Origin of the sequence: Azoarcus indigens (assembly GCF_004361735.1) — a bacterium.
GTDB lineage: Bacteria > Pseudomonadota > Gammaproteobacteria > Burkholderiales > Rhodocyclaceae > Azoarcus > Azoarcus indigens.
Map to the genome: position 1 here is coordinate 42,461 of NZ_SNVV01000024.1, position 19,162 is coordinate 61,622.

At 68.1% G+C, this 19,162-nt stretch carries 22 protein-coding genes; 15 read left to right on the top strand and 7 right to left on the bottom strand.

Annotated elements, in window-relative coordinates:
- Nucleotides 1-11: 11 nt before the first annotated feature.
- The 5 genes from C7389_RS20690 to C7389_RS20710 all read left to right on the top strand — a co-directional run bounded on the left by C7389_RS20690 (nucleotide 12) and on the right by C7389_RS20710 (nucleotide 3,902).
- Complete coding sequence (locus tag C7389_RS20690; protein WP_133594561.1) at nucleotides 12-1,223, top strand: ABC transporter substrate-binding protein; 1,212 nt, start codon at nucleotides 12-14, stop codon at nucleotides 1,221-1,223.
- 62 nt (nucleotides 1,224-1,285) lie between these two features.
- Complete coding sequence (locus tag C7389_RS20695; RefSeq protein WP_133594562.1) at nucleotides 1,286-2,170, top strand: branched-chain amino acid ABC transporter permease; 885 nt, start codon at nucleotides 1,286-1,288, stop codon at nucleotides 2,168-2,170.
- A 22-nt stretch (nucleotides 2,171-2,192) separates the two neighbouring features.
- Nucleotides 2,193-3,149 carry a branched-chain amino acid ABC transporter permease gene (locus C7389_RS20700; RefSeq protein WP_211168390.1) on the top strand — a complete coding sequence of 319 codons (957 nt, stop codon included), beginning with the start codon at nucleotides 2,193-2,195 and terminating at the stop codon, nucleotides 3,147-3,149.
- A 67-nt stretch (nucleotides 3,150-3,216) separates the two neighbouring features.
- On the top strand, nucleotides 3,217-3,489 hold the full coding sequence (locus C7389_RS20705; RefSeq protein ID WP_133594563.1) for a type II toxin-antitoxin system prevent-host-death family antitoxin: 273 nt from the start codon (nucleotides 3,217-3,219) through the stop codon (nucleotides 3,487-3,489).
- A complete protein-coding gene (locus C7389_RS20710; RefSeq protein ID WP_133594564.1) occupies nucleotides 3,489-3,902 on the top strand; it encodes a putative toxin-antitoxin system toxin component, PIN family in 414 nt (137 codons plus the stop codon). The genes C7389_RS20705 and C7389_RS20710 overlap by 1 nt, the downstream gene beginning before the upstream one ends.
- Nucleotides 3,903-3,934: 32 nt before the next feature.
- Here the strand turns inward: C7389_RS20710 and C7389_RS20715 are convergent, their stop codons facing one another.
- Together C7389_RS20715 and C7389_RS20720 are read right to left on the bottom strand one after the other, a co-directional pair.
- Nucleotides 3,935-5,431: an AMP nucleosidase gene (locus tag C7389_RS20715; protein WP_133594565.1), complete on the bottom strand. Its 1,497-nt coding sequence runs from the start codon at nucleotides 5,429-5,431 to the stop codon at nucleotides 3,935-3,937.
- A 106-nt stretch (nucleotides 5,432-5,537) separates the two neighbouring features.
- The gene (locus C7389_RS20720) at nucleotides 5,538-6,137 is read right to left on the bottom strand and encodes a DUF924 family protein (RefSeq protein ID WP_133594566.1); all 600 of its coding nucleotides are present in this window, start codon (nucleotides 6,135-6,137) and stop codon (nucleotides 5,538-5,540) included.
- Between the two features lie 212 nt (nucleotides 6,138-6,349).
- On the opposite strand from C7389_RS20720, the gene C7389_RS20725 reads away from it, so the two are divergent.
- The 4 genes from C7389_RS20725 (at nucleotide 6,350) to C7389_RS20740 (ending at nucleotide 9,194) form a co-directional block, all read left to right on the top strand.
- Nucleotides 6,350-7,600: an RNA polymerase sigma factor gene (locus C7389_RS20725; protein WP_133594567.1), complete on the top strand. Its 1,251-nt coding sequence runs from the start codon at nucleotides 6,350-6,352 to the stop codon at nucleotides 7,598-7,600.
- A 227-nt stretch (nucleotides 7,601-7,827) separates the two neighbouring features.
- Nucleotides 7,828-8,172, top strand: a complete 345-nt coding sequence (locus tag C7389_RS20730) for a YciI family protein (protein ID WP_133594568.1) — start codon at nucleotides 7,828-7,830, stop codon at nucleotides 8,170-8,172.
- A 112-nt stretch (nucleotides 8,173-8,284) separates the two neighbouring features.
- Nucleotides 8,285-8,734, top strand: coding sequence for a YybH family protein (locus tag C7389_RS20735; protein ID WP_133594569.1), 450 nt, complete (start codon nucleotides 8,285-8,287; stop codon nucleotides 8,732-8,734).
- Between the two features lie 46 nt (nucleotides 8,735-8,780).
- The gene (locus C7389_RS20740; protein WP_133594570.1) at nucleotides 8,781-9,194 is read left to right on the top strand and encodes a VOC family protein; all 414 of its coding nucleotides are present in this window, start codon (nucleotides 8,781-8,783) and stop codon (nucleotides 9,192-9,194) included.
- Between the two features lie 79 nt (nucleotides 9,195-9,273).
- On the opposite strand, the gene C7389_RS20745 is transcribed toward C7389_RS20740, so the two are convergent.
- The 5 genes from C7389_RS20745 to C7389_RS20765 form a co-directional block, all read right to left on the bottom strand.
- Entirely contained in the window at nucleotides 9,274-10,296 is a 1,023-nt protein-coding gene (locus C7389_RS20745) for an amidohydrolase family protein (RefSeq protein WP_133594571.1), read from the bottom strand.
- 18 nt (nucleotides 10,297-10,314) lie between these two features.
- Nucleotides 10,315-10,881 (bottom strand): 3-hydroxyanthranilate 3,4-dioxygenase, encoded by a 567-nt coding sequence (locus C7389_RS20750; RefSeq protein WP_133594572.1) that lies wholly within the window; start codon nucleotides 10,879-10,881, stop codon nucleotides 10,315-10,317.
- Nucleotides 10,882-10,929: 48 nt separating this feature from the next.
- Nucleotides 10,930-11,115: a hypothetical protein gene (locus tag C7389_RS20755; protein WP_133594573.1), complete on the bottom strand. Its 186-nt coding sequence runs from the start codon at nucleotides 11,113-11,115 to the stop codon at nucleotides 10,930-10,932.
- 2 nt (nucleotides 11,116-11,117) lie between these two features.
- Nucleotides 11,118-12,005 carry an acetaldehyde dehydrogenase (acetylating) gene (locus C7389_RS20760; protein ID WP_133594574.1) on the bottom strand — a complete coding sequence of 296 codons (888 nt, stop codon included), beginning with the start codon at nucleotides 12,003-12,005 and terminating at the stop codon, nucleotides 11,118-11,120.
- 390 nt (nucleotides 12,006-12,395) lie between these two features.
- Nucleotides 12,396-13,343, bottom strand: coding sequence for a LysR substrate-binding domain-containing protein (locus tag C7389_RS20765; protein WP_133594575.1), 948 nt, complete (start codon nucleotides 13,341-13,343; stop codon nucleotides 12,396-12,398).
- Nucleotides 13,344-13,648: 305 nt separating this feature from the next.
- Here C7389_RS20765 and C7389_RS20770 point away from each other — a divergent pair, with 305 nt between their 5' ends.
- From C7389_RS20770 to C7389_RS20795, 6 genes are all read left to right on the top strand, one after another.
- On the top strand, nucleotides 13,649-14,815 hold the full coding sequence (locus C7389_RS20770) for an ABC transporter substrate-binding protein (protein ID WP_133594576.1): 1,167 nt from the start codon (nucleotides 13,649-13,651) through the stop codon (nucleotides 14,813-14,815).
- A gap of 235 nt (nucleotides 14,816-15,050) precedes the next feature.
- Nucleotides 15,051-16,952: a tRNA uridine-5-carboxymethylaminomethyl(34) synthesis enzyme MnmG gene (gene mnmG / locus C7389_RS20775; protein ID WP_133594577.1), complete on the top strand. Its 1,902-nt coding sequence runs from the start codon at nucleotides 15,051-15,053 to the stop codon at nucleotides 16,950-16,952.
- Between the two features lie 55 nt (nucleotides 16,953-17,007).
- Complete coding sequence (gene rsmG, locus C7389_RS20780) at nucleotides 17,008-17,646, top strand: 16S rRNA (guanine(527)-N(7))-methyltransferase RsmG (RefSeq protein ID WP_133594578.1); 639 nt, start codon at nucleotides 17,008-17,010, stop codon at nucleotides 17,644-17,646.
- A gap of 78 nt (nucleotides 17,647-17,724) precedes the next feature.
- Nucleotides 17,725-18,495: a ParA family protein gene (locus tag C7389_RS20785; RefSeq protein ID WP_133594579.1), complete on the top strand. Its 771-nt coding sequence runs from the start codon at nucleotides 17,725-17,727 to the stop codon at nucleotides 18,493-18,495.
- An 11-nt stretch (nucleotides 18,496-18,506) separates the two neighbouring features.
- Nucleotides 18,507-18,800 (top strand): nucleotidyltransferase family protein, encoded by a 294-nt coding sequence (locus C7389_RS20790; protein WP_133594580.1) that lies wholly within the window; start codon nucleotides 18,507-18,509, stop codon nucleotides 18,798-18,800.
- On the top strand, nucleotides 18,797-19,159 hold the full coding sequence (locus C7389_RS20795; RefSeq protein WP_133594581.1) for a HepT-like ribonuclease domain-containing protein: 363 nt from the start codon (nucleotides 18,797-18,799) through the stop codon (nucleotides 19,157-19,159). Before C7389_RS20790 ends, C7389_RS20795 begins: the two co-directional genes overlap by 4 nt.
- Nucleotides 19,160-19,162 lie beyond the last annotated feature (3 nt).

A 19,162-nucleotide genomic window follows, 5' to 3' on the forward strand; every position in this document is an offset into this window, starting at 1 on the left:
GAGGAGACGAAATGCACAAGAAACTGCTTACCGCCGCCTGCACCGCGGCCCTGGCCCTGATGGCCGGCGGCGCCCAGGCGCAGATTTCCGGCAACGTCGTGAAGGTCGGGGTGCTCACCGACATGTCGGGTACCTATTCCGACCTCGCCGGCCAGGGCACGGTGGTCGCCACCCAGATGGCGATCGACGACTTCGTCGCCCAGGAAAAACCGGCCTTCAAGGTGGAGATGGTCTCCGCCGACCACCAGAACAAGGCCGACATCTCCTCCAACAAGGCGCGCGAGTGGTTCGAGCGCGAGGGCGTGGACGTCGCCACCGAGCTGGTCACCACCTCCACTGCGCTGGCGGTGATGAAGGTGGCGAAGGAGATGAACAGGGTCACGCTGATGAGCGGCCCCGGCTCCACCGCCATCACCAACGAGCAGTGCAACGACCTCACCGTGCACTACACCTACGACACCTACGCGATGGCCAACGGCACCGCGCGGGCGGTGACCAAGCAGGGCGGCAAGACCTGGTTCTTCCTCACCGCCGACTATGCCTTCGGCCACTCGCTGGAGAAGGACTCGTCGGCGGTGGTGACGGCCAGCGGCGGCAAGGTGCTGGGTTCGGTGCGCCACCCCTTCCCGGCCTCGGACTTCTCCTCCTTCCTGCTGCAGGCGCAGGCCTCGGGCGCGCAGATCATCGGCCTCGCCAACGCCGGCGCCGACACCACCAACGCCATCAAGCAGGCAGCCGAATTCGGCATCACGCCCAAGCAGCAGCTTGCCGGCCTGCTGATGTTCATTTCCGATGTGCATTCCCTGGGCCTGAAGAATGCGCAGAGCATGTACCTGACCACCGGTTTCTACTGGGATCTCAATGACGAGACCCGCGCCTGGTCCAAGCGCTTCTTCGACAAGCAGAAGCGCATGCCGACCATGGTGCAGGCCGGCCAGTATTCCTCGGTGCTGCACTACCTGAAGGCGGTGAAGGCGGCCGGCACGGATGAGGCGCAGAAGGTGATGGCGCAGATGAAGAAGACGCCGATCAACGACTTCTTCGCCAAGAACGGCCAGATCCGCGACGACGGCCGCATGGTCCACGACATGTACCTGGTGCAGGTGAAGAAGCCGGAAGAGTCCAAGTACCCGTGGGATTACTACCACGTGCGCCAGACCATTCCGGCGGCGGAGGCCTTCCAGCCGCTGTCCGAATCGCGCTGCCCGCTGGTCAAGAAGTGAGCTGAACCCCCATCGCGCCGGGCGTCCGCCGCTCGTGGCGGCGCCGGTGCGGGAGCCATCCCATGGAAATATTCGGAGTGCCGAGTGCGCTGTTCGGCAGCCAGCTGCTGATCGGGCTGATCAACGGCTCCTTTTACGCCATCCTCAGCCTGGGGCTGGCGATCATCTTCGGCCTGCTCAACATCATCAACTTCGCCCACGGCGCGCAGTACATGATGGGGGCCTTCGTCGCCTGGATCGCGCTGACCAAGTTCGGCGTGAACTACTGGGCGGCGCTGCTGCTGTCGCCCCTGCTGGTGGGCGCGCTGGGCGTGCTGCTGGAGCGCACCATGCTGCGCAAGCTGTACAAGCTCGATCACCTTTACGGCCTGCTGCTCACCTTCGGCCTGGCGTTGATCTTCGAAGGCATCTTCCGCGACCAGTACGGCATTTCCGGCCAGAGCTACGAGGTGCCGGAGCTGCTGCAGGGCGGGGTGAACCTCGGCTTCATGTTCATGCCCATCTACCGCGGCTGGGTGGTGGTGGCGGCGCTGGCGGTGTGCTTCGGCACCTGGTTCATGATCGAGAAGACCAAGCTGGGCGCCTACCTGCGCGCCGGCACCGAGAATCCGCAGATCGTGCAGGCGCTGGGCATCAACGTGCCGCTGCTGATCACCTTCACCTACGGCTACGGCGTGGCCCTGGCCGCCTTCGCCGGCGTGCTGGCGGCGCCGGTGTACCAGGTGAATCCGCAGATGGGCTCCAACCTCATCATCGTGGTGTTCGCGGTGGTCGTCATCGGCGGCATGGGCTCCATCATGGGCTCCATCCTCACCGGCCTCGGCCTCGGCCTGATCGAGGGGCTGACGCGGGTGTTCTATCCGCCCGCGTCGGCGGTGGTCGTCTTCTTCATCATGGTCATCGTGCTGCTGGTCCGGCCCGCCGGGCTGTTCGGCAAGACGGCCTGACACGCACTCCCGGAACCCGCCCATGACCATCAACAACAACGGCATGTTCGTCCGCGCCACCCCGCTGCTGTTCGGCGCGCTCTTCGTCATCGGCCTGGTGGCGCCCTTCGCGGTGTATCCCACCTTCCTGATGAAGATCCTGTGCTTTGGCCTGTTCGCCTGCGCCTTCAACCTGCTGCTGGGCTTCGCCGGCCTGCTCTCCTTCGGCCACGCCGCCTTCCTCGGCACCGCCGGCTACATCTGCGGCATGCTGGTGCGCGACCTCGGCGTGACGCCCGAGGTGGGCATACTCGGCGGCACGCTGGCGGCGGCCATCCTGGGCTGGGTGTTCGGCGTGCTCGCCATCCGCCGCAGCGGCATCTACTTCGCCATGATCACGCTGGCGCTGGCGCAGATGGTGTTCTTCTTCGCCCTGCAGTGGAAAGCCACCGGCGGCGAGGACGGCCTGCAGGGCGTGCCGCGTGGCCACCTGTTCGGCCTCATCGACCTCAGCAACAACATCGCCATGTACTACCTGGTGTTCGCGGTGTTCTGCGTCGGCTTCTTCATCATCCACCGCACCATCCATTCCCCCTTCGGCCAGATCCTCAAGGCCATCCGGGAGAACGAGCCGCGCGCCGTCTCGCTCGGCTACGACGTCGCCAAGTACAAGCTGCTGGCCTTCGTGCTGTCCGCCGCGCTCGCCGGGATGGCCGGCGCCACCAAGACGCTGGTGTTCCAGCTCGCCTCCCTCACCGACGTGCATTGGCACATGTCCGGCGAAGTGGTGCTGATGACCCTGCTCGGCGGCCTGGGCACCATCCTCGGCCCGCTGGTGGGCGCCGGCGTGATCGTGAGCCTGCAGAGCGAGCTGGCGGACAAGGTGGGCTCCTGGGTCACGGTGATCATGGGCGTGATCTTCGTGCTCTGCGTGCTGCTCTTCCGCCGCGGCATCGTCGGCGAGCTGCAGGCGCTGATCAAGCGGGCGGGGATCAACTGAGGGCGGTGGACCTCGCTGCCGTCCAGCGCAATAATGACCATATTGATCATTATGGTTGGGGCGACAGATGATTACCGAAGTCAGCGCAGTGAATTTTCGCCAGAACCTGGGTGAGATGCTGAACCAGGTGCAGTACCGCAATGACAGCATCGTCATCAGCAAGGACGGCAAGGCGGTGGCGGCGCTGGTCGATGCGGAACTCTTCGCCCGCATCCGCCGCATGCGTGAGCGCTTCGATGCCCTGAGCGAGCGGATTGCCGACGGTTATGCCGGTGTGCCGGCTGACGAGGGTTTGGCGGAAATAGACGCGCTGGTTGCCGACGTACGCCAGGGCCGCTGATGGCAGGCCTGCGCGTGGTGCTCGACACCAACGTGTTGGTGTCGGGCCTGGCTTATCCGGCCAGCGTGCCGGGCCGCATCCTCACGGCCTGGCGGCAGGGCGGGATCGATCTGGTGTTGTCGCGCTACATCCTCGATGAAATGGTGCGCGTCCTGCCCCGGCTTCCCAGGATCAGCTTGAGCGAGGCCGAGATCCGCGATCTGGCCGACAGCTTCGTGTTCCTTGCCGATATCGTCGAGCCGGCCGAGGTCTGTGACGAGGCGCTGCGCGACCCGGCCGACCAGCCTGTGCTGGCAACCCTGCTGGCGGCCCAGGCCCGTTACCTGATTACCGGGGACAAGGATCTGCTGGCCTTGGCCGAGCGTTACCCCATCGTCACGCCGTCGGAGTTCTGGGCGCGCCACGGCGCCTGACTGCGCTGCGTCCGGCGGGATGGCGCCAAGGTCTACTGGAACGCCACTTCCGCAAAACTCCGCAGCTTGCGGCTGTGCAGGCGGTCCACGCCCTGGTCGCGCAGCATCTCCATGGCGCGGATGCCGATGCGCAGGTGCTGGTCCACCCGCTCGCGGTAGAAGTGGTTGGCCATGCCGGGGAGCTTGATCTCGCCGTGCAGCGGCTTGTCGCTGACACACAGCAGGGTGCCGTAGGGCACGCGGAAGCGGAAACCGTTGGCGGCGATGGTGGCGGATTCCATGTCCAGCGCGATGGCGCGGCTCTGGCTGAAGCGGCGCTCCGGCGAGGTGCCCATGCCGTGCGAGGGCAGCAGCTCCCAGTTGCGGTTGTCGGTGGTGGCGACGGTGCCGGTGCGCATCAGCCGCTTCAACTCGTAGCCTTCCATGCGGGTGACTTCGGCCACCGCGCCTTCCAGCGCCAGCTGCACCTCCGCCAGCGGCGGAATCGGTACCCACAGCGGCAGTTCCTCGTCCAGCACATGGTCTTCGCGCACATAGCCGTGGGCGAGCACGTAGTCGCCCAGCTGCTGGGTGTTACGCAGGCCGGCGCAGTGGCCGAGCATGATCCAGGCGTGCGGACGCAGTACCGCGATGTGGTCGGTGATGGTCTTGGCGTTGGCCGGGCCGACGCCGATGTTCACCATGGTGATGCCGGCGCGGTCGCCGCGCATCAGGTGGTAGGCGGGCATCTGCGGCAGCCGTGGCGGGGCGGCGCCGAGTTCGTCGCCCGGTTGCGGCGGCAGGTCGCTGCGGCGGGTGACGACGTTGCCCGGCTCGACGAAGGCGGTGTAGTCGTGGCCGCTGGGGTCGGCCATGTACTGGCGGCCGAGCTTGATGAATTCGTCGATGTAGAACTGGTAGTTGGTGAACAGCACGAAGTTCTGGAAATGCTCCGGCACGGTGCCGGTGTAGTGGCGCAGGCGGTGCAGGGAGTAATCCACCCGCGGCGCGGTGAACAGCGCCAGCGGGTGGGCTTCGCCGGGGCGCGGGTCCAGCGTGCCGTTGGCGATGCCGTCGTCCATGGCGTTGAGGTCGGGCAGGTCGAAGCGGTCGCGCAGCAGCTGGCGGCGGACGATGTCCAGGCTGCCTTCGATGTGGTCGTGTTCGGTGACCGAGAAGTGCACCGGGATGGGCTGGGTGCTGGTGCCGACTTCGAGGTCGACCTGGTGGTTCTGCAGCAGCAGCTCGAACTGCTCGCGGTAGTAGTCCTGGTAGAGGTCGGGCCGCGTCAGCGTGGTCTCGTACACGCCGGGGCCGGCGACGAAGCCGTAGGAGAGGCGGGAGTCGGCGCGGGCCACGGTGTTGGTGCGCACCCGCACGAAGGGGTAGCAGGCGCGCACATGGCGGCCGACGTCTTCGCCGGCGACGAAGCGCTGCAGCGAGTCGCGCAGGTGATGCACGCTGGCGCCGTAGATTTCCTGCACGCGGGCGAGGGCGGCGGCGGGGTCGTTGAAGTGTTGCGGGGCGTAGAAGGGGCTGTCGGCGGGCATGGCGGCGTCCTGCATGGATTGCCGCCATTGTCGCCGAGGGTGGGGCTTTCTGCGATGGGCCGGTGCCAGCCGCTGCAGCCCCGAGGGGCTGCAGCGGCATGCCCTGTCAGAAGGAGGAGCCCGGCTGTTCCAGGAAGGCCAGCTCTTCCGCGCTGGAGGTCCGGCCGAGGATGGCGTTGCGGTGGGGAAAGCGGCCGAAGCGCTCGATGACCGCGTGGTGGCGGACGGCATAGTCGAGGAAGCCGTCGAAGGCCGGGCGCAGAGGCACATCCACGCTGTCGGCGAGGTCGCGGAACAGGCGCACTGCTTCCACCTGGTCGTCGAGGTCCTCGGAATGCTCCAGCGGCAGGTAGAGGAAGACGCGCTCCACCGGCCGGCTGGCGAGGTCGGCGCCGCGCTCCAGGGCTTCCCGGCACCAGGCGCGGGCGAGGGGATCGCAGTCGAAGGCGCGCGGGCTACCGCGGTGGATGCTGCGCGGGAACTGGTCGCTGATGAGGATCAGCGCCAGCAGGCCGCGCGGCGTGGCGCGCCAGTGGTCCAGCTCGCCGGCGGCGGCGCGGTTCAGCAGCGGCCCGAAGCGTTCGCGGATGGCGGCGTCGGCTTCCGCCTGCTTGCCCCACCACAGCGAAGACTGGCGGGCGATGGTGGTGGCGTCGTCCGGCTCGGAACCGAACCAGAAGTTATGCAGGGTGTCGGGTGTTTCCATGCTTGCTCCGGGGCTGGTTGAAAGAAGGAGGCCGGGCGGTGCGCCGGCGTGCAGGACGTTCTTGTTGTAGCCGCTTGCCCATGGCTGAAGTTATAGCTGCTCGGGGCGACGCCGGTCGGACCGCGCCCGGGCGCGCGGGTTCGCCAGCCTGGCTTGCGCGGTGTTCAACCGCCGCCTAACCTGCGACCGGACTGTCGGGAGATTGTGTGCCAATGGATGAAAAGCAGGCCGCTGCCCACGCCATGGTGGACCGGGTGTTCCGGACCGAGGCCCGGCGGGTGAAGGCCACGCTGATCCGCCTGCTGGGGGACTTCGACCTGGCGGAGGAGGCGCTGCAGGATGCTTTCGTCGCCGCCCTGCACGACTGGCCGCGCCAGGGGGTGCCGGACAAGCCTCGCCCCTGGCTAGTGTCCGCCGGCCGCTTCAAGGCCATCGACAAGCTGCGCCGGCGCGCCCGCTTCGACGCCTCGCTGGAGGAGTTGGCCTGGCGCATGGAGCAGGATGCGGAGGCGCCGGAAGCGGTTGCCCCCGAGCTGGAGGACGACCGCCTGCGCCTGGTTTTCACCTGCTGCCATCCGGTGCTGCCGGCGGACGCCCAGGTGGCGCTCACCCTGCGCGAGGTCTGCGGCCTCACCACCGAGGCCATCGCCAGCGCCTACCTCACCGCGGTGCCGGCGCTGGCCCAGCGCATCGTGCGCGCCAAGAACCGCATCCGCGAAACCCGCATCCCCTACACGGTGCCGGAGCGCCATGAGCTGCCGGCGCGGCTGGAGAGCGTGCTGCGGGTGGTCTACCTGGTGTTCAACGAGGGCTATTTCGCCTCTTCCGGCGACAGCCTGCTGCGGGCGGACCTCTCCGCCGAAGCTATCCGCCTGGGGCGGCTGCTCGGCGAACTGTTGCCCGCGCCGGAGGTGCTCGGCCTGCTGGCGCTGATGCTGCTGGTGGAGTCGCGGCGGCCGGCGCGCATCGGCACGGACGGCCAGCCTGTCCTGCTGGAGGAGCAGGACCGCCGCCTGTGGGATGCCGGGCTGATCGCCGAGGGGCTGCCGCTGGTGGAGGCTGCGCTGCGCGCCGGGCCAGCCGGCCCCTATGCGCTGCAGGCGGCGATCGCCGCGGTGCATGCGGAGGCGCCAGACGCGGGGGCCACCGACTGGGCGCAGATCGTTGGCCTCTACGACGTGCTGCTGCAGATGGCGCCCTCGCCGGTGGTGGCGCTCAACCGCGCGGTGGCGGTGGCCATGCGCGATGGTCCCGCCACCGGCCTGGCGTTGGTGGATGGCCTGCTGGCCGCGGGCGAACTGGCGGACTACGGCCTCGCCCATTCCGCCCGCGCCGATCTCTGCCGCCGCCTGGGCCGCCGCGACGAGGCACGGGCCGCTTACGCCCGCGCGCTGGCGCTCAGCCGCCAGGAGCCCGAGCGGCGTTTTCTGGCCGCGCGGCTGGCGGCGCTGGACTTGAGCTGAGGGCGCCGTCCACCGCCCGGGGTGATCCGCTTCTTCCCGCTGCGCCGCCCCGGCGTGGCACCGCGCCGGCTGCGCGGGCCGCCCGTCTCCTCCCGCCTCGGCATGGCCTGCCCGCATGGGCTACACCGGGAAGGCGATGAAGAAAACCGCCACTGCCGACGAACGGTTGTCGAAATCCGCCTTGCCCGCACGACTAAGGTTATCCAGCGACCCCAAGGAGGAAATCCATGAAGTACCTCTGCCTCGTCTACAGCGACGAGAAATTGCTCCACAGCCTGCCCGACAGCCCGGAAGACGCCGAGTGCCAGGCCTACGCCGACAGCGTGGCCGAGAGCGGCCGCATGCTGGCCGCCGAGGCGCTGCAACCCGTGGCCAGCGCCGCCACCGTGCGCATGCGCGGCGGCCGGATGAGCGTGGTCGACGGCCCCTTCGCTGAAACCAAGGAGCAGTTGGCCGGCTTCTACCTGATCGAGGCGCGCGACATGAACGAGGCGCTGCAGGTGGCAGGCAACATTCCCGCCGCCCGCGTCGGCAGCGTGGAAGTACGGCCGGTTCGTAGCTTGCAGCTGTGAGCGTGGCCGGCTGCCGCTCCGCCCGCAAGGTTGCCGCGGCCTGTCCGGGCCTGCTCTGCCATTCCCTGTCCCATTTCCTGCCCATTCCTGTTCCCCGACGAGGAGACACCCCATGAACGACAAGACCCTTTCCGGCAATGCCGACCAAGCCGCGGTGCGCGAGGTGCTGGAGCGCTGGCTGGCCGCCGCGCGCAAGTCCGACCTTGATGGCATCTTCAGCTGCTACGCCGACGAGATCGTCGCCTACGACGCCATCCTCGCCCTGCGCATCGCCGGCACCGAGGCCTACCGCAAGCACTGGCAGGCCTGCATCGAGATGTGCCCCGGCCCGGTGCTGTTCCAGATGGGCGAGCTGAAGGTGGAGGCCGGAACGGACGTCGCGTTCGCCTTCTACCTGCTGCGCTGCGGCGCGGTGGATGACAAGGGCGCCGAGCAGGCCTCCTGGATGCGTGTCACCGTCTGCCTGAAGAAGAAGGCGGCAGGTTGGCGCATCGTGCATGAGCACTTCTCCGCGCCCTTCGACCCGCAGACCAACAAGGCGATGTTCAATCTTGCGCCTTGAACGGACTGCCCCATTCGGCTGAACTCATTCCCACCGGAGACCGAGCATGTATGTTCAACCCTATCTCTTCTTCGACGGCCGCTGCGAAGAGGCGCTGGATTTCTACACCACGGCGCTGGGCGCCAAGGTGGAGGCGCTGATGCGCTTCCGCGACAGCCCGGATCCGGGCTCCATCCCGCCCGGCGGCGCGGACAAGGTCATGCACTGCAACTTCCGCATCGGTGACACCCAGCTCATGGCCTCCGACGGCATGTGCGGCAGCAAACCGGCTTTCCAGGGTTTCTCGCTGTGCATCAACGCCGCCGACGATGCCGAAGCCGGGCGCCTGTTCCAGGCCCTGGCGGAGGGAGGCCAGGTGCAGATGCCCTTGGGCAAGACCTTCTTCGCTTCCAGCTTCGGCATGGTCGCCGACCGCTACGGCGTGGGCTGGATGGTGATCGCCGGCAACGCGCCGGATTGAGGACGAGGGGCGCCGCCGGCCTCGCCGCCTGCGGCGTTTCAGGCTGTCCACCATCCGGCGCGGCGGGAGCCGGCGCCCGTCAAAGGCCGAAGAAGCGCTGCGCGTTGCCGGCGAGGATGGCCTCGCGTTCGGCGGTGTCGAGGAAGGCGGCTTCCTGCACCAGGGTGCCGATGCGGGCCTCGCCCAGCGGGAAGGGGTGGTCCGAGCCCAGCATGACCCGCTCGGCACCCATCACTTCCACCAGCAGGCGCAGGGCGCCGGGGTCGAATACCGCGCTGTCCACATGGAAGCGGTCCACGTACTCCGATGGCGGACGGGGACAGTCCTGGCGCACGATGTCGCGATGCTTCCAGGCGTTGTCCACCCGGCCGAGCAGGAAAGCGAAGGCGCCGCCGCCGTGGGCGAAGCACAGCTTGAGCGAGCGCGGGATGAGTTCGAAGGCGCCGGACAGGATCAGCGACAGGATGCCGAGCTGGGTTTCCGCCGGCATCGCTACCAGCCAGGGCAGCATCCATTTTTTCATGCGCTCGCCGCCCATCATGTCCCAGGGATGGACCAGCACCGGGATGTCGTTGTCGGCGCAATGGACGAGGAAGCGGACCAGGCCGGCATCGTCCAGGTCGCGGTCGCCCAGGTGGTTGCCGATCTGCACGCCGACGCAGCCGGCGGCGCGGGCGTGGCTGGCTTCGGCACAGGCGAGATCTATGTCTTGCAGTGGCACCTGGGCGAGGGGCTTCAGGCGCTCCGGGTGCTCGGCGCAGAAGGCGAGGGCGTAGTCGTTCATGCGCCGTGCCCAGGCGGCGGCCTTCACCGGCGGCGCGGCGTAGCTGAACATCACCGGGGTGGCGCAGACGAGCTGGATGTCCAGCCCCTGCTCGTCCAGCTCGGCCACACGGGCCTCGGCGCTCCACAGCGAGGGCACGACCGGGCGGAAGGCACGGTCGCCGCGCATGATCGTGCCGGCGCGGCCGTCGCCATCCACCCTGAGCCAGGCGGCGTCGTCCGGGCTCAGGCTGGCGGCCTCTTCTCTGGTGATGGGCGGGAAGAAGTGGGCATGTATGTCCACTTTCCGCGGGATCTTCTGGGAGATCTCCGTCGTCATCGGCAGTTTGCTTCCATGTCAGTTGGGGGGCTGCAGTTTCAGGCTCTCATGCCAGGCCTGGTAGGCGCGGCCGGGGTGCACCTGGCCGCATTCGCGGCAGGTACGCTCGGCCTCGCTGGTGGCGTAGAAGCGCTCGTAGACCGGCGGCAGGTCGGCCACCAGGCTCTCCAGCTGCATCTCGTAGCGCTTGATCAGGGTGCCGCAGGCGGCGCAGCTCCACTGCAGGGCGTCGTGTTCGCCCTGCGGGCGCTTGCGTTCGATGACCAGGCACAGGCTGCCGGCCTCCGGGCGCTGGGGCGAATGGATGACATGCGGCGCCATCAGCCACATGTCGCCTTCCTTGAGTTCCACCCGCTCGTAGCGGCCGCGGTCCCAGATCAGCAGGTAGGCGTTGCCCTTGAACTGGTAGAAGAACTCTTCCACCGGGTCGTCGTGGAAATCGGTGCGCTGGTTGGGGCCGCCGACCACGGTGACCATGAAGTCGCCATCGGCCCAGATCTGCTGGTTGCCCACAGGCGGCTTCAGCAGATGCTGGTTGTCGTTGAGCCAGCGCTGGAAATTGAGCGGACTGCCGTACTTGAACATCGCGGAACTCCTCGGATCGATGAACGGGATGACGCCGGTTTAACGGAATCAGCGCGCAGCATCAACCCGCATCCGGGCCATCGCCTTGATCTTGGTCAGCAGCGGGCGGAAGGGGAAGCGGTCGGGTGGAGGAGCGGCAGCCATTGCGCTGGCGGCGGCGCCTGGCATGCCGGCATCACGCCGGCGGGCACGGCACAGCGCGATGAGCGGAGCGGCGGCAGGGGGAGGCTCCATGTTCAGCTCCGCGCGCCCGCCAGGGCCTCGCCGCAGCGCAGGGCGGCCAGGCTCAGCAGGTCGAGGTTGGCGGCATAGGGCGGCAGGCTGTCGCCCAGGCCTTCGATTTCGACTTCCAGGTCCACCTGCCGTGCCTGGAAGCGCGGCGCGCGGGCGAGCCGATAACCGGGCAGTTCGCGCTGCAGGCGGGAAACCGTGGCGTTGACGGCGGTGAACAGCGCCGTTTCCTCCACCAGGTCTTCAGTGAGACAACGCAGGCTGGCGCGCAGCGGCTGCGGCTGGCCGGGGCTGAACAGCAGGATGGCCTTGCCCTGGCGGGCGCCGCCGACACGCTCCATCGCCCGCGCGGTGTGGTGGGTCATCTCGTCCACGTTGCCCAGGCAGGCGGGGCCGCAGGTGTTGGCGGGGGCGGTGACGGCGACTTCGCCATACGCCAGCTGCTGGATGTTGGTCATCGCCCGCAGCAGCGGCACCACTGCCTGCGCGCCGCCGCCCACCAGGCAGATGCTGCGCGGCGCGGTGCGCAGCACCTGTTCCAGGTTGGCCGCCGGCATGCACAGCGGGCCGTTGGCGGCGGGGGTGAGGTCGATGACGCGGATGCCGGCCTGCTCCAGCTGCTGGGCGTGCTCCGGGTGGCGGGCGCCGCCGCTGGCGTCGAACACCAGCCGCACCCTGTCCTCGATCAGCTGCGGCAGGGCGTCGGCCAGGGTGCCGGCCACCGTGCGCAGGCCGAACTCGCGCGCCTGGGCCAGTCCGGCGGCGGTGGGGTGGATGTCTATCATCCAGCGCGCATCGAGATGGACGGAGCGGTTCAGCTTGTACAGCAGATCGGTGCCGGCCAGGCCTGCGCCCAGCACCGCGCAGCGCATCCGGGAAATGATGGAGGACATGGGATGGAGTTTCCGCAGAGGCGGCCGGCTCAGCGGCCGCCGCCAGCCACCTCGTCTTGGCTGCCGCGATTCCGGGGGTGGCGGTCCGGAGCAGGCAGGGGGCGACGGCTGGCGCGGGCATATCCGTTGATTGCTCTCCGCTCGCTCCGGAAGAGGGGCGAGAGCCAGCCGCCGCGTGGGGTAGCGGCCACGGCGGGTGAAGGGCAGATTGACGCCGGCCGGGGAGGCTGGCGGTGGGGTATGGGCAAGGCTGTCTCCCGGTCGCGCGGGGGGCACGCGACACGTATTCAGCCCGGACTATATGGACCTCAATGCCTTTTGAATAATGAAAGAAGCGGGGCTATGTATAACTGGAAGGAATGGATGGGAGGGTGGCCGCCAGCCTCCGGTTCACTCCTCGCCGGCGGGGAAATCCTCGCTGACCTCGCGCAGCGCCATCAGCAGCCGCTCTACCGCCGGCGTTGGCGTGCGGCCCAGCGCCAGGGTGTAGCCGACGGCGCCGAAGCTGGTCTGTATGCGCAGCGGCAGCACGCTGAGGGTGCCCTGGTGCACGAACTGCTCGGCGGCGGTGAAGGGCATCAGCGCCACCATGTCGGACTCCAGCAGCAGGCCGATGTTGGTGGTGATGGATACCGACTCCACCACCCGCCGTGGCATGCCCATGCCCAGGCGCTTGAAGAACTGCTCGGCCGAGCGCATGGCCTGGGATTCCGGCGTTGGCAGTATCCAGTCCAGCTCCGCCAGCTGGCGCGGCTCCACCGTGGACTCGGTGGCCAGCGGATGGCGGCGGCCGACCACCGCACACAGCCGCTCTTGGTACAGCGGCACATGCTGGAAGGCCGGGTCGCTGCTGCTCGCGGGCAGCAGGCCGACCACCACGTCGAGCTGGCCGCGCGCCAGCTCCGGGAACATCACGTCGTTGGAGCCCACCCGCACGTCTACCACCACGTTGGGCGCCATCTCCCGCAGCCGCACCACCGCCTTGGGCAGCAGCCGCGCCGAGGCGGAGATCAGCGTGCCGACGATGACCTGGCCGGAAACGCCGCTGCTCCAGGCGTTGAGGTCGTCGGCCAGGTAGCGCAGGTCAGTCATCAGCGCGATGCAGTGGCGGCGCAGCAGCTGGCCGAAGTCGGTCAGGCGCACGCCGCGCTTGCTGCGTACGAACAAGGGCTGACCGAAGTGGTTCTCCAGTTCGTGGATGGACTTGCTCACCGCCGGCTGCGTCATGAACAGCGCCTTGGACGCGGCGAGGATGGAACCGCTTTCCACCACCTGGTCGAAGATGGCCAGCTGCTGCAGCTTCAGCCGGCGGGCGAGGGAGAGTTTGGAATGCTCCATGGGCGGCCACGATAAACGATGCCTGGGTAAGCGCAAAGGCGGGCACCCGGCGGAGCACTCATACCTTAGTTATAAAGATCGGGAATACATGGCTTTGCAGCCATCGACACCCGCTTGCGGAGGCGGGGAAAAGTGCGGTTGTATGCGTACCGCAACGGAATATTCCGCTGTCCGGCGGGACCGCTGCTTCGCGTGTGGAACGGGGCCGGTGACGATGCCCTTCCACCCCTGTCCATCTCCATGCCGGCGCGGCCGGCGAACGCCATGCGCGGCCCTTGGCCGGCTGCGCCAACTGGGAGCTTGTCATGTTCACTCGAGGTAAGACCGTTCTCTGCGTCATCGGCGCGCTGTGCGCCATGTCGGCCGCCCAGGCCGCCGGCCCGATCCAGGTCGGCATCGCGCTCGACATCTCCGGCCCTTTCGCCGCACTGGGCGCGGATGCTTCCAACGGCTTCGACCTCGCCATCGAGAAACTGGGCGGCAAACTGGGTGGCCAGCCGGCCGAATTCCTCAAGACCGACTTCGGCGGCAACCCGGAACAGGCCACCCAGCTGGTGACCCGCTACCTGCAGCGCGACAAGATCGACTTCTTCACCGGCCCCATCGCCTCCAACACCGCGCTGGCGGTGGGGCCGGCGCTGTTCGCCGCCAAGGTGCCCTTCATCTCCAGCAACCCCGGTCCCAGCCAGTTCGCCGGCAAGCAGTGCAGCCCCTACTTCTTCGGCCAGTACCAGAACGACAACCACGACGAAGCCGCAGGCGTGCTGGTGAACGAGAAGGGCTACAAGAACGTGGTGCTGATCGCGCCCAACTACCCGGCCGGCAAGGACCACCTCGGCGGTTTCAAGCGCACCTACAAGGGCGAGGTCGCCGGCGAGATCTACACCAAGGTGGGCCAGATCGACTACGCCGCCGAGATCGCCCAGATCCGCTCGACCAGGCCGGGCGCGGTGTACTTCTTCCTGCCGGGCGCGATGGGCATCAACTTCATCAAGCAATACGCCGCCGCCGGCCTGGACAGTGTGCCGCTGGTGTCCGGCGGCGCGGTGGACCAGGACATCGTGGACGCGGTGGGCGGCGTCATGGCCGGCATGAGCAGCACCACCCAGTGGGCCAACGACCTCAGCGCGCCGGGCAACGTCGAGTTCGTGAAGGCTTACCGCAAGAAGTACGACGGCCGCTATCCCTCGCTCTACGCCGCCCAGGCCTACGACACCATCCTGGCGATGGACGCCGCAGTGCGCATCGCCGGCGGCGTGGCCGACCGCGACAAGCTGGTCGCAGCCCTGCGCCAGGCGGACTATGAGTCGGTGCGCGGCCGCTACAAGTTCGGGCCGAACAACTTCCCCATCCAGAACTATTACCAGCGGGTGGTCTACAAGGACGCCGACGGCCGCTACACCAACAAGCTGGTCGGCACCGTGCTGGAGAACCACCAGGACGCCTACGCCGCTGACTGCAAGATGCCCTGATGCCGGGTTGCCGGGGCCGGAGCGCTAACTCGGCGCTCTGGCCGGGCCGGGCGGGCGTCAGCCCGCAGGCGTCGCCCAGCCTTCTTTCCGCCTCCTCCCGCGGCGCATGCTGCAAAGATAAGCTGCTGTTTCAGCGTGACTATTCCGTGAAACAAATGCGTACCACGCTGGTCGTGTGCGGCGCAAGGGCGTAGAATCCCCGCCCTTCCCAACGTTTCGCAGTACGGAGCGCGTCATGCTCTATCCCACCCGTTTCGACGTCATCGTGGTCGGTGGCGGCCACGCCGGCACCGAGGCCGCCCTCGCCGCCGCGCGCATGGGCTGCCGCACCCTGCTGCTCAGCCACAACATCGAAACCCTGGGGCAGATGAGCTGCAACCCCTCCATCGGCGGCATTGGCAAGGGCCACCTGGTGAAGGAAGTGGATGCGCTGGGCGGCGCGATGGCGGCGGCCACCGACGAGGGCGGCATCCAGTTCCGCATCCTCAACGCTTCCAAGGGCCCGGCGGTGCGCGCCACCCGCGCCCAGGCCGACCGCGTGCTGTACAAGGCGGCCATCCGCAAGCGGCTGGAGAACCAGCCCAACTTGTGGCTGTTCCAGCAGGCGGTGGACGACCTCACGGTGGTGGGCGACCGCGTCACCGGCGTGGTGACCCAGATCGGCCTGCGCTTCGAAGCACCGGCGGTGGTGCTGACCGCCGGCACCTTCCTCAACGGCCTGATCCACGTTGGGCTGGAGAACTACTCCGCCGGCCGCGCCGGCGATCCGCCCGCCATCTCGCTGGGCCAGCGGCTGAAGGAACTCAAGCTGCCGCAGGGCCGGCTCAAGACCGGCACGCCGCCGCGGCTGGACGCGCGCACCATCGACTTCTCGGTGATGACGGTGCAGCCGGGCGACGACCCGGTGCCGGTGTTCAGCTTCCTCGGCCATGCCAGCCAGCACCCGGCGCAGCTGCCGTGTTGGATGACCGAGACCAATCCACGCACCCATGACGTGATCCGCGCCAACCTCGACCGTTCGCCGATGTACGCCGGCGTGATCGAAGGCGTCGGCCCGCGCTACTGTCCGTCGATCGAGGACAAGATCCACCGCTTCGCCGACAAGGACAGCCACCACGTCTTCCTCGAGCCGGAAGGCTTGGCGACGCACGAGATCTATCCCAACGGTATTTCCACCTCGCTGCCCTTCGACGTGCAGCTGGAGATCGTGCGCTCCATCCGCGGCCTGGAGAACGCCCACATCCTGCGCCCCGGCTACGCCATCGAGTACGACTTCTTCGATCCGCGCAACCTCAAGAGCTCGCTGGAAACCAAGTCCATCGCCGGGTTGTTCTTCGCTGGCCAGATCAACGGCACCACCGGCTACGAGGAAGCCGCCGCGCAGGGCCTGCTCGCCGGCGCCAACGCCGCGCTGCAGGTGCAGGGCCGCGAAGCTTGGTGTCCGCGCCGCGACGAGGCTTACCTCGGCGTGATGGTGGATGACCTCGTCACCCGCGGCGTGTCCGACCCCTACCGCATGTTCACCTCCCGCGCCGAGTACCGGCTGCAGCTGCGCGAGGACAATGCCGATCTGCGCCTCACCGAAAAGGGCCGCGAGCTGGGCCTGGTGGACGACATCCGCTGGGCCGCCTTCTGCGCCAAACGTGAAGCCATCGAGCGTGAAACGACGCGCCTGAAGGCGAGTTGGGCGCGGCCGGAGCACATTCCGGCGGAAGAGCAGGAGCGGGTGCTGGGCAAGACGCTGGAGCGCGAGTACCGCTACTTCGAGCTGCTGCGCCGGCCGGAAACCAGCTACGCCGGCCTGATGAGCCTGCCCGGCGCGCCGGAAGGCCCGGAAACCGATCCGCAGGTGGTAGAGCAGCTGGAGATCGCCGCCAAGTACCAGGGCTACATCGACCGTCAGCAGGACGAAGTCGCCAAGCAGCTGCAGGCCGAATCCACCCGCCTGCCGGCGGACCTGGACTACGCTGAGGTGCGCGGCCTGTCCAAGGAAGTGCAGCAGAAGCTCAACCTCGCCAAGCCGGAAACCATAGGCCAGGCCGGCCGCGTGCAGGGCGTGACGCCGGCCGCCATCTCGCTGCTGCTGGTGTGGCTCAAGCGCCGCGACCTGGCGGGCGAAGCGCGGAGGTCGGCATGAGGCTGGCGCGCATTTCCGTAACGCGCCGCGAGGCAGACTTCGGGAAGGAACAGGCTTGAGCGCGCTCGCCCCCTACGCCGGCCAGCTGGCCGAAGGCCTGGCCGCGCTCGGCCTGGAGGTGGCCGAGGCCACCCGCGCCCGCCTGCTCGCCTACGGCGAACTGCTGCTGAAGTGGAACCGGGTGTACAACCTCACCGCCATCCGCCGCCCGCAGGAGGTGGTCACCCATCACCTGCTGGATTCGCTGGCGGTGGCGCCCTGGCTGGACAAGGTGCAGCGCCTGGCCGACATCGGCTCCGGCGGCGGCCTGCCCGGCATTCCGCTCGCCATCCTGCGGCCCGAACTGGCGGTGAGTTCGGTGGAAACGGTCAACAAGAAGGCCAGCTTCCAGCAGCAGGCGAAGATCGAGCTCGGGCTGGGCAACTTCCAGCCGATCAACGCCCGGGTGGAGAACCTACAGCCGGAGCTGCCCTTCGATGGCGTGATCTCCCGTGCCTTCTCCAGCCTGGGCGATTTCGTCCAGCTCGCCGGCCATCTGGTGGCCGAGGGCGGCGCGCTGTACGCGATGAAAGGCCTGCGGCCGGACGAGGAACTGGGCGCCCTGCCCGCCGGCTGGACGCTGCAGGCCATGCATGCGCTGGCGGTACCCGGCCTGGATGCCGAGCGCCATCTGCTCGTCCTCGTGCGTATGTGATGCGCCGCCGATCGACTAAACTCCCGGAGTCGCGCCGTCGGTGCGATCTCCCGAAGCAAACTGCATAGCACCCGGACCATGGCCCGTATCTTCTGTGTCGCCAACCAGAAAGGCGGGGTGGGCAAGACCACCACCTGCGTCAATCTCGCCGCCGCCCTGCACCAGGCCGGCCAGCGCACCCTGCTGGTGGATCTCGACCCGCAGGGCAACGCCACCATGGGCAGCGGGGTGGACAAGCGCGGCCTGCAGCAGTCGGTGTATCACCTGCTGGTGGGTCTCGCCGCGTTGGGCGAAGCCAAGGTGGTGTCGCCCACCGGCGGCTACGACGTGCTGCCCGCCAACCGCGACCTCGCCGGTGCCGAAGTGGAACTGGTCGACCTCGATCAGCGCGAGAAGCGCCTGCGCAACGCTTTGAAGGAGCACGACGCCGATTACGACTTCGTGCTGATCGACTGCCCGCCTTCACTCTCCATGCTGACGCTGAACGGCTTGTGCGCCGCCCATGGCGTCATCATCCCGATGCAGTGCGAGTACTTCGCGCTGGAAGGCCTGTCCGACCTGGTGAACACCATCAAGAAGGTGCACGCCAACCTCAACCGCGACCTCAAGATCATCGGCCTGCTGCGGGTGATGTTCGATCCGCGCGTCACCCTGCAGCAGCAGGTTTCCGCCCAGCTCGAAGATCACTTCGGCGACAAGGTGTTCAGCGCCATCGTGCCGCGCAACGTGCGCCTGGCCGAGGCGCCCAGCCACGGCATGCCCGGCGTGGTGTTCGACCGCGCGTCCAAGGGCGCGCAGTCCTACATGGCCTTCGCCGCCGAGATGATAGAGCGGGTCAAGACCCTCTGAGGACGCCGACCATGGGCCGCCTGCTCGACGAACTGATCGCCCGCCGCGAGGAAGTGCTCGCCTGCCTCGCCCGCCACCGCGCGGCCAATCCGCGGGTGTTCGGCTCGGTGGCTCGGGGGGAGGAGGCGGAGGGAAGCGATGTCGATCTGCTGGTGCAGATGCCGGGCGACGTGTCCTCTTTCGAAGTGGTGCGCTTGAACGAAGCGCTGGCCGACCTGCTGGCCCGGCGCATCGATCTGGTGCTCGAAGACGAGCTGCATCCGGCGCTGCGCAGCCGAGTGCTGGCGGAAGCGAGGGCTCTGTGACCCAGCCGCGTGATCCGGAACCGCTGCTGATCGACATGCTGGGCGCGGTGGACGAGATCGAGCGTTTCGTCGCGGAGGGACGGGAGGCCTTTCTCGGCGATCTGCGTACCCGGCGCGCGGTGGAACGCAGTTTCGAGATCCTTGGCGAGGCCGCCGCCCAGATGCCTCAGGCACTGCGCGACGCCAGCCCGGAAGTGCCGTGGCGCATCGTCATCGATCACCGCAACCGCCTGATCCACGGCTACGCCTCCATCCAACCGGTGCGCCTGTGGCAAACCATCGTCAGCGACCTGCCCTCGCTCAAGGCGGGGCTGATGTGCGTCCTAACCCGTATCCGGGCCGCCCGGCCCGAAGAATGAAGC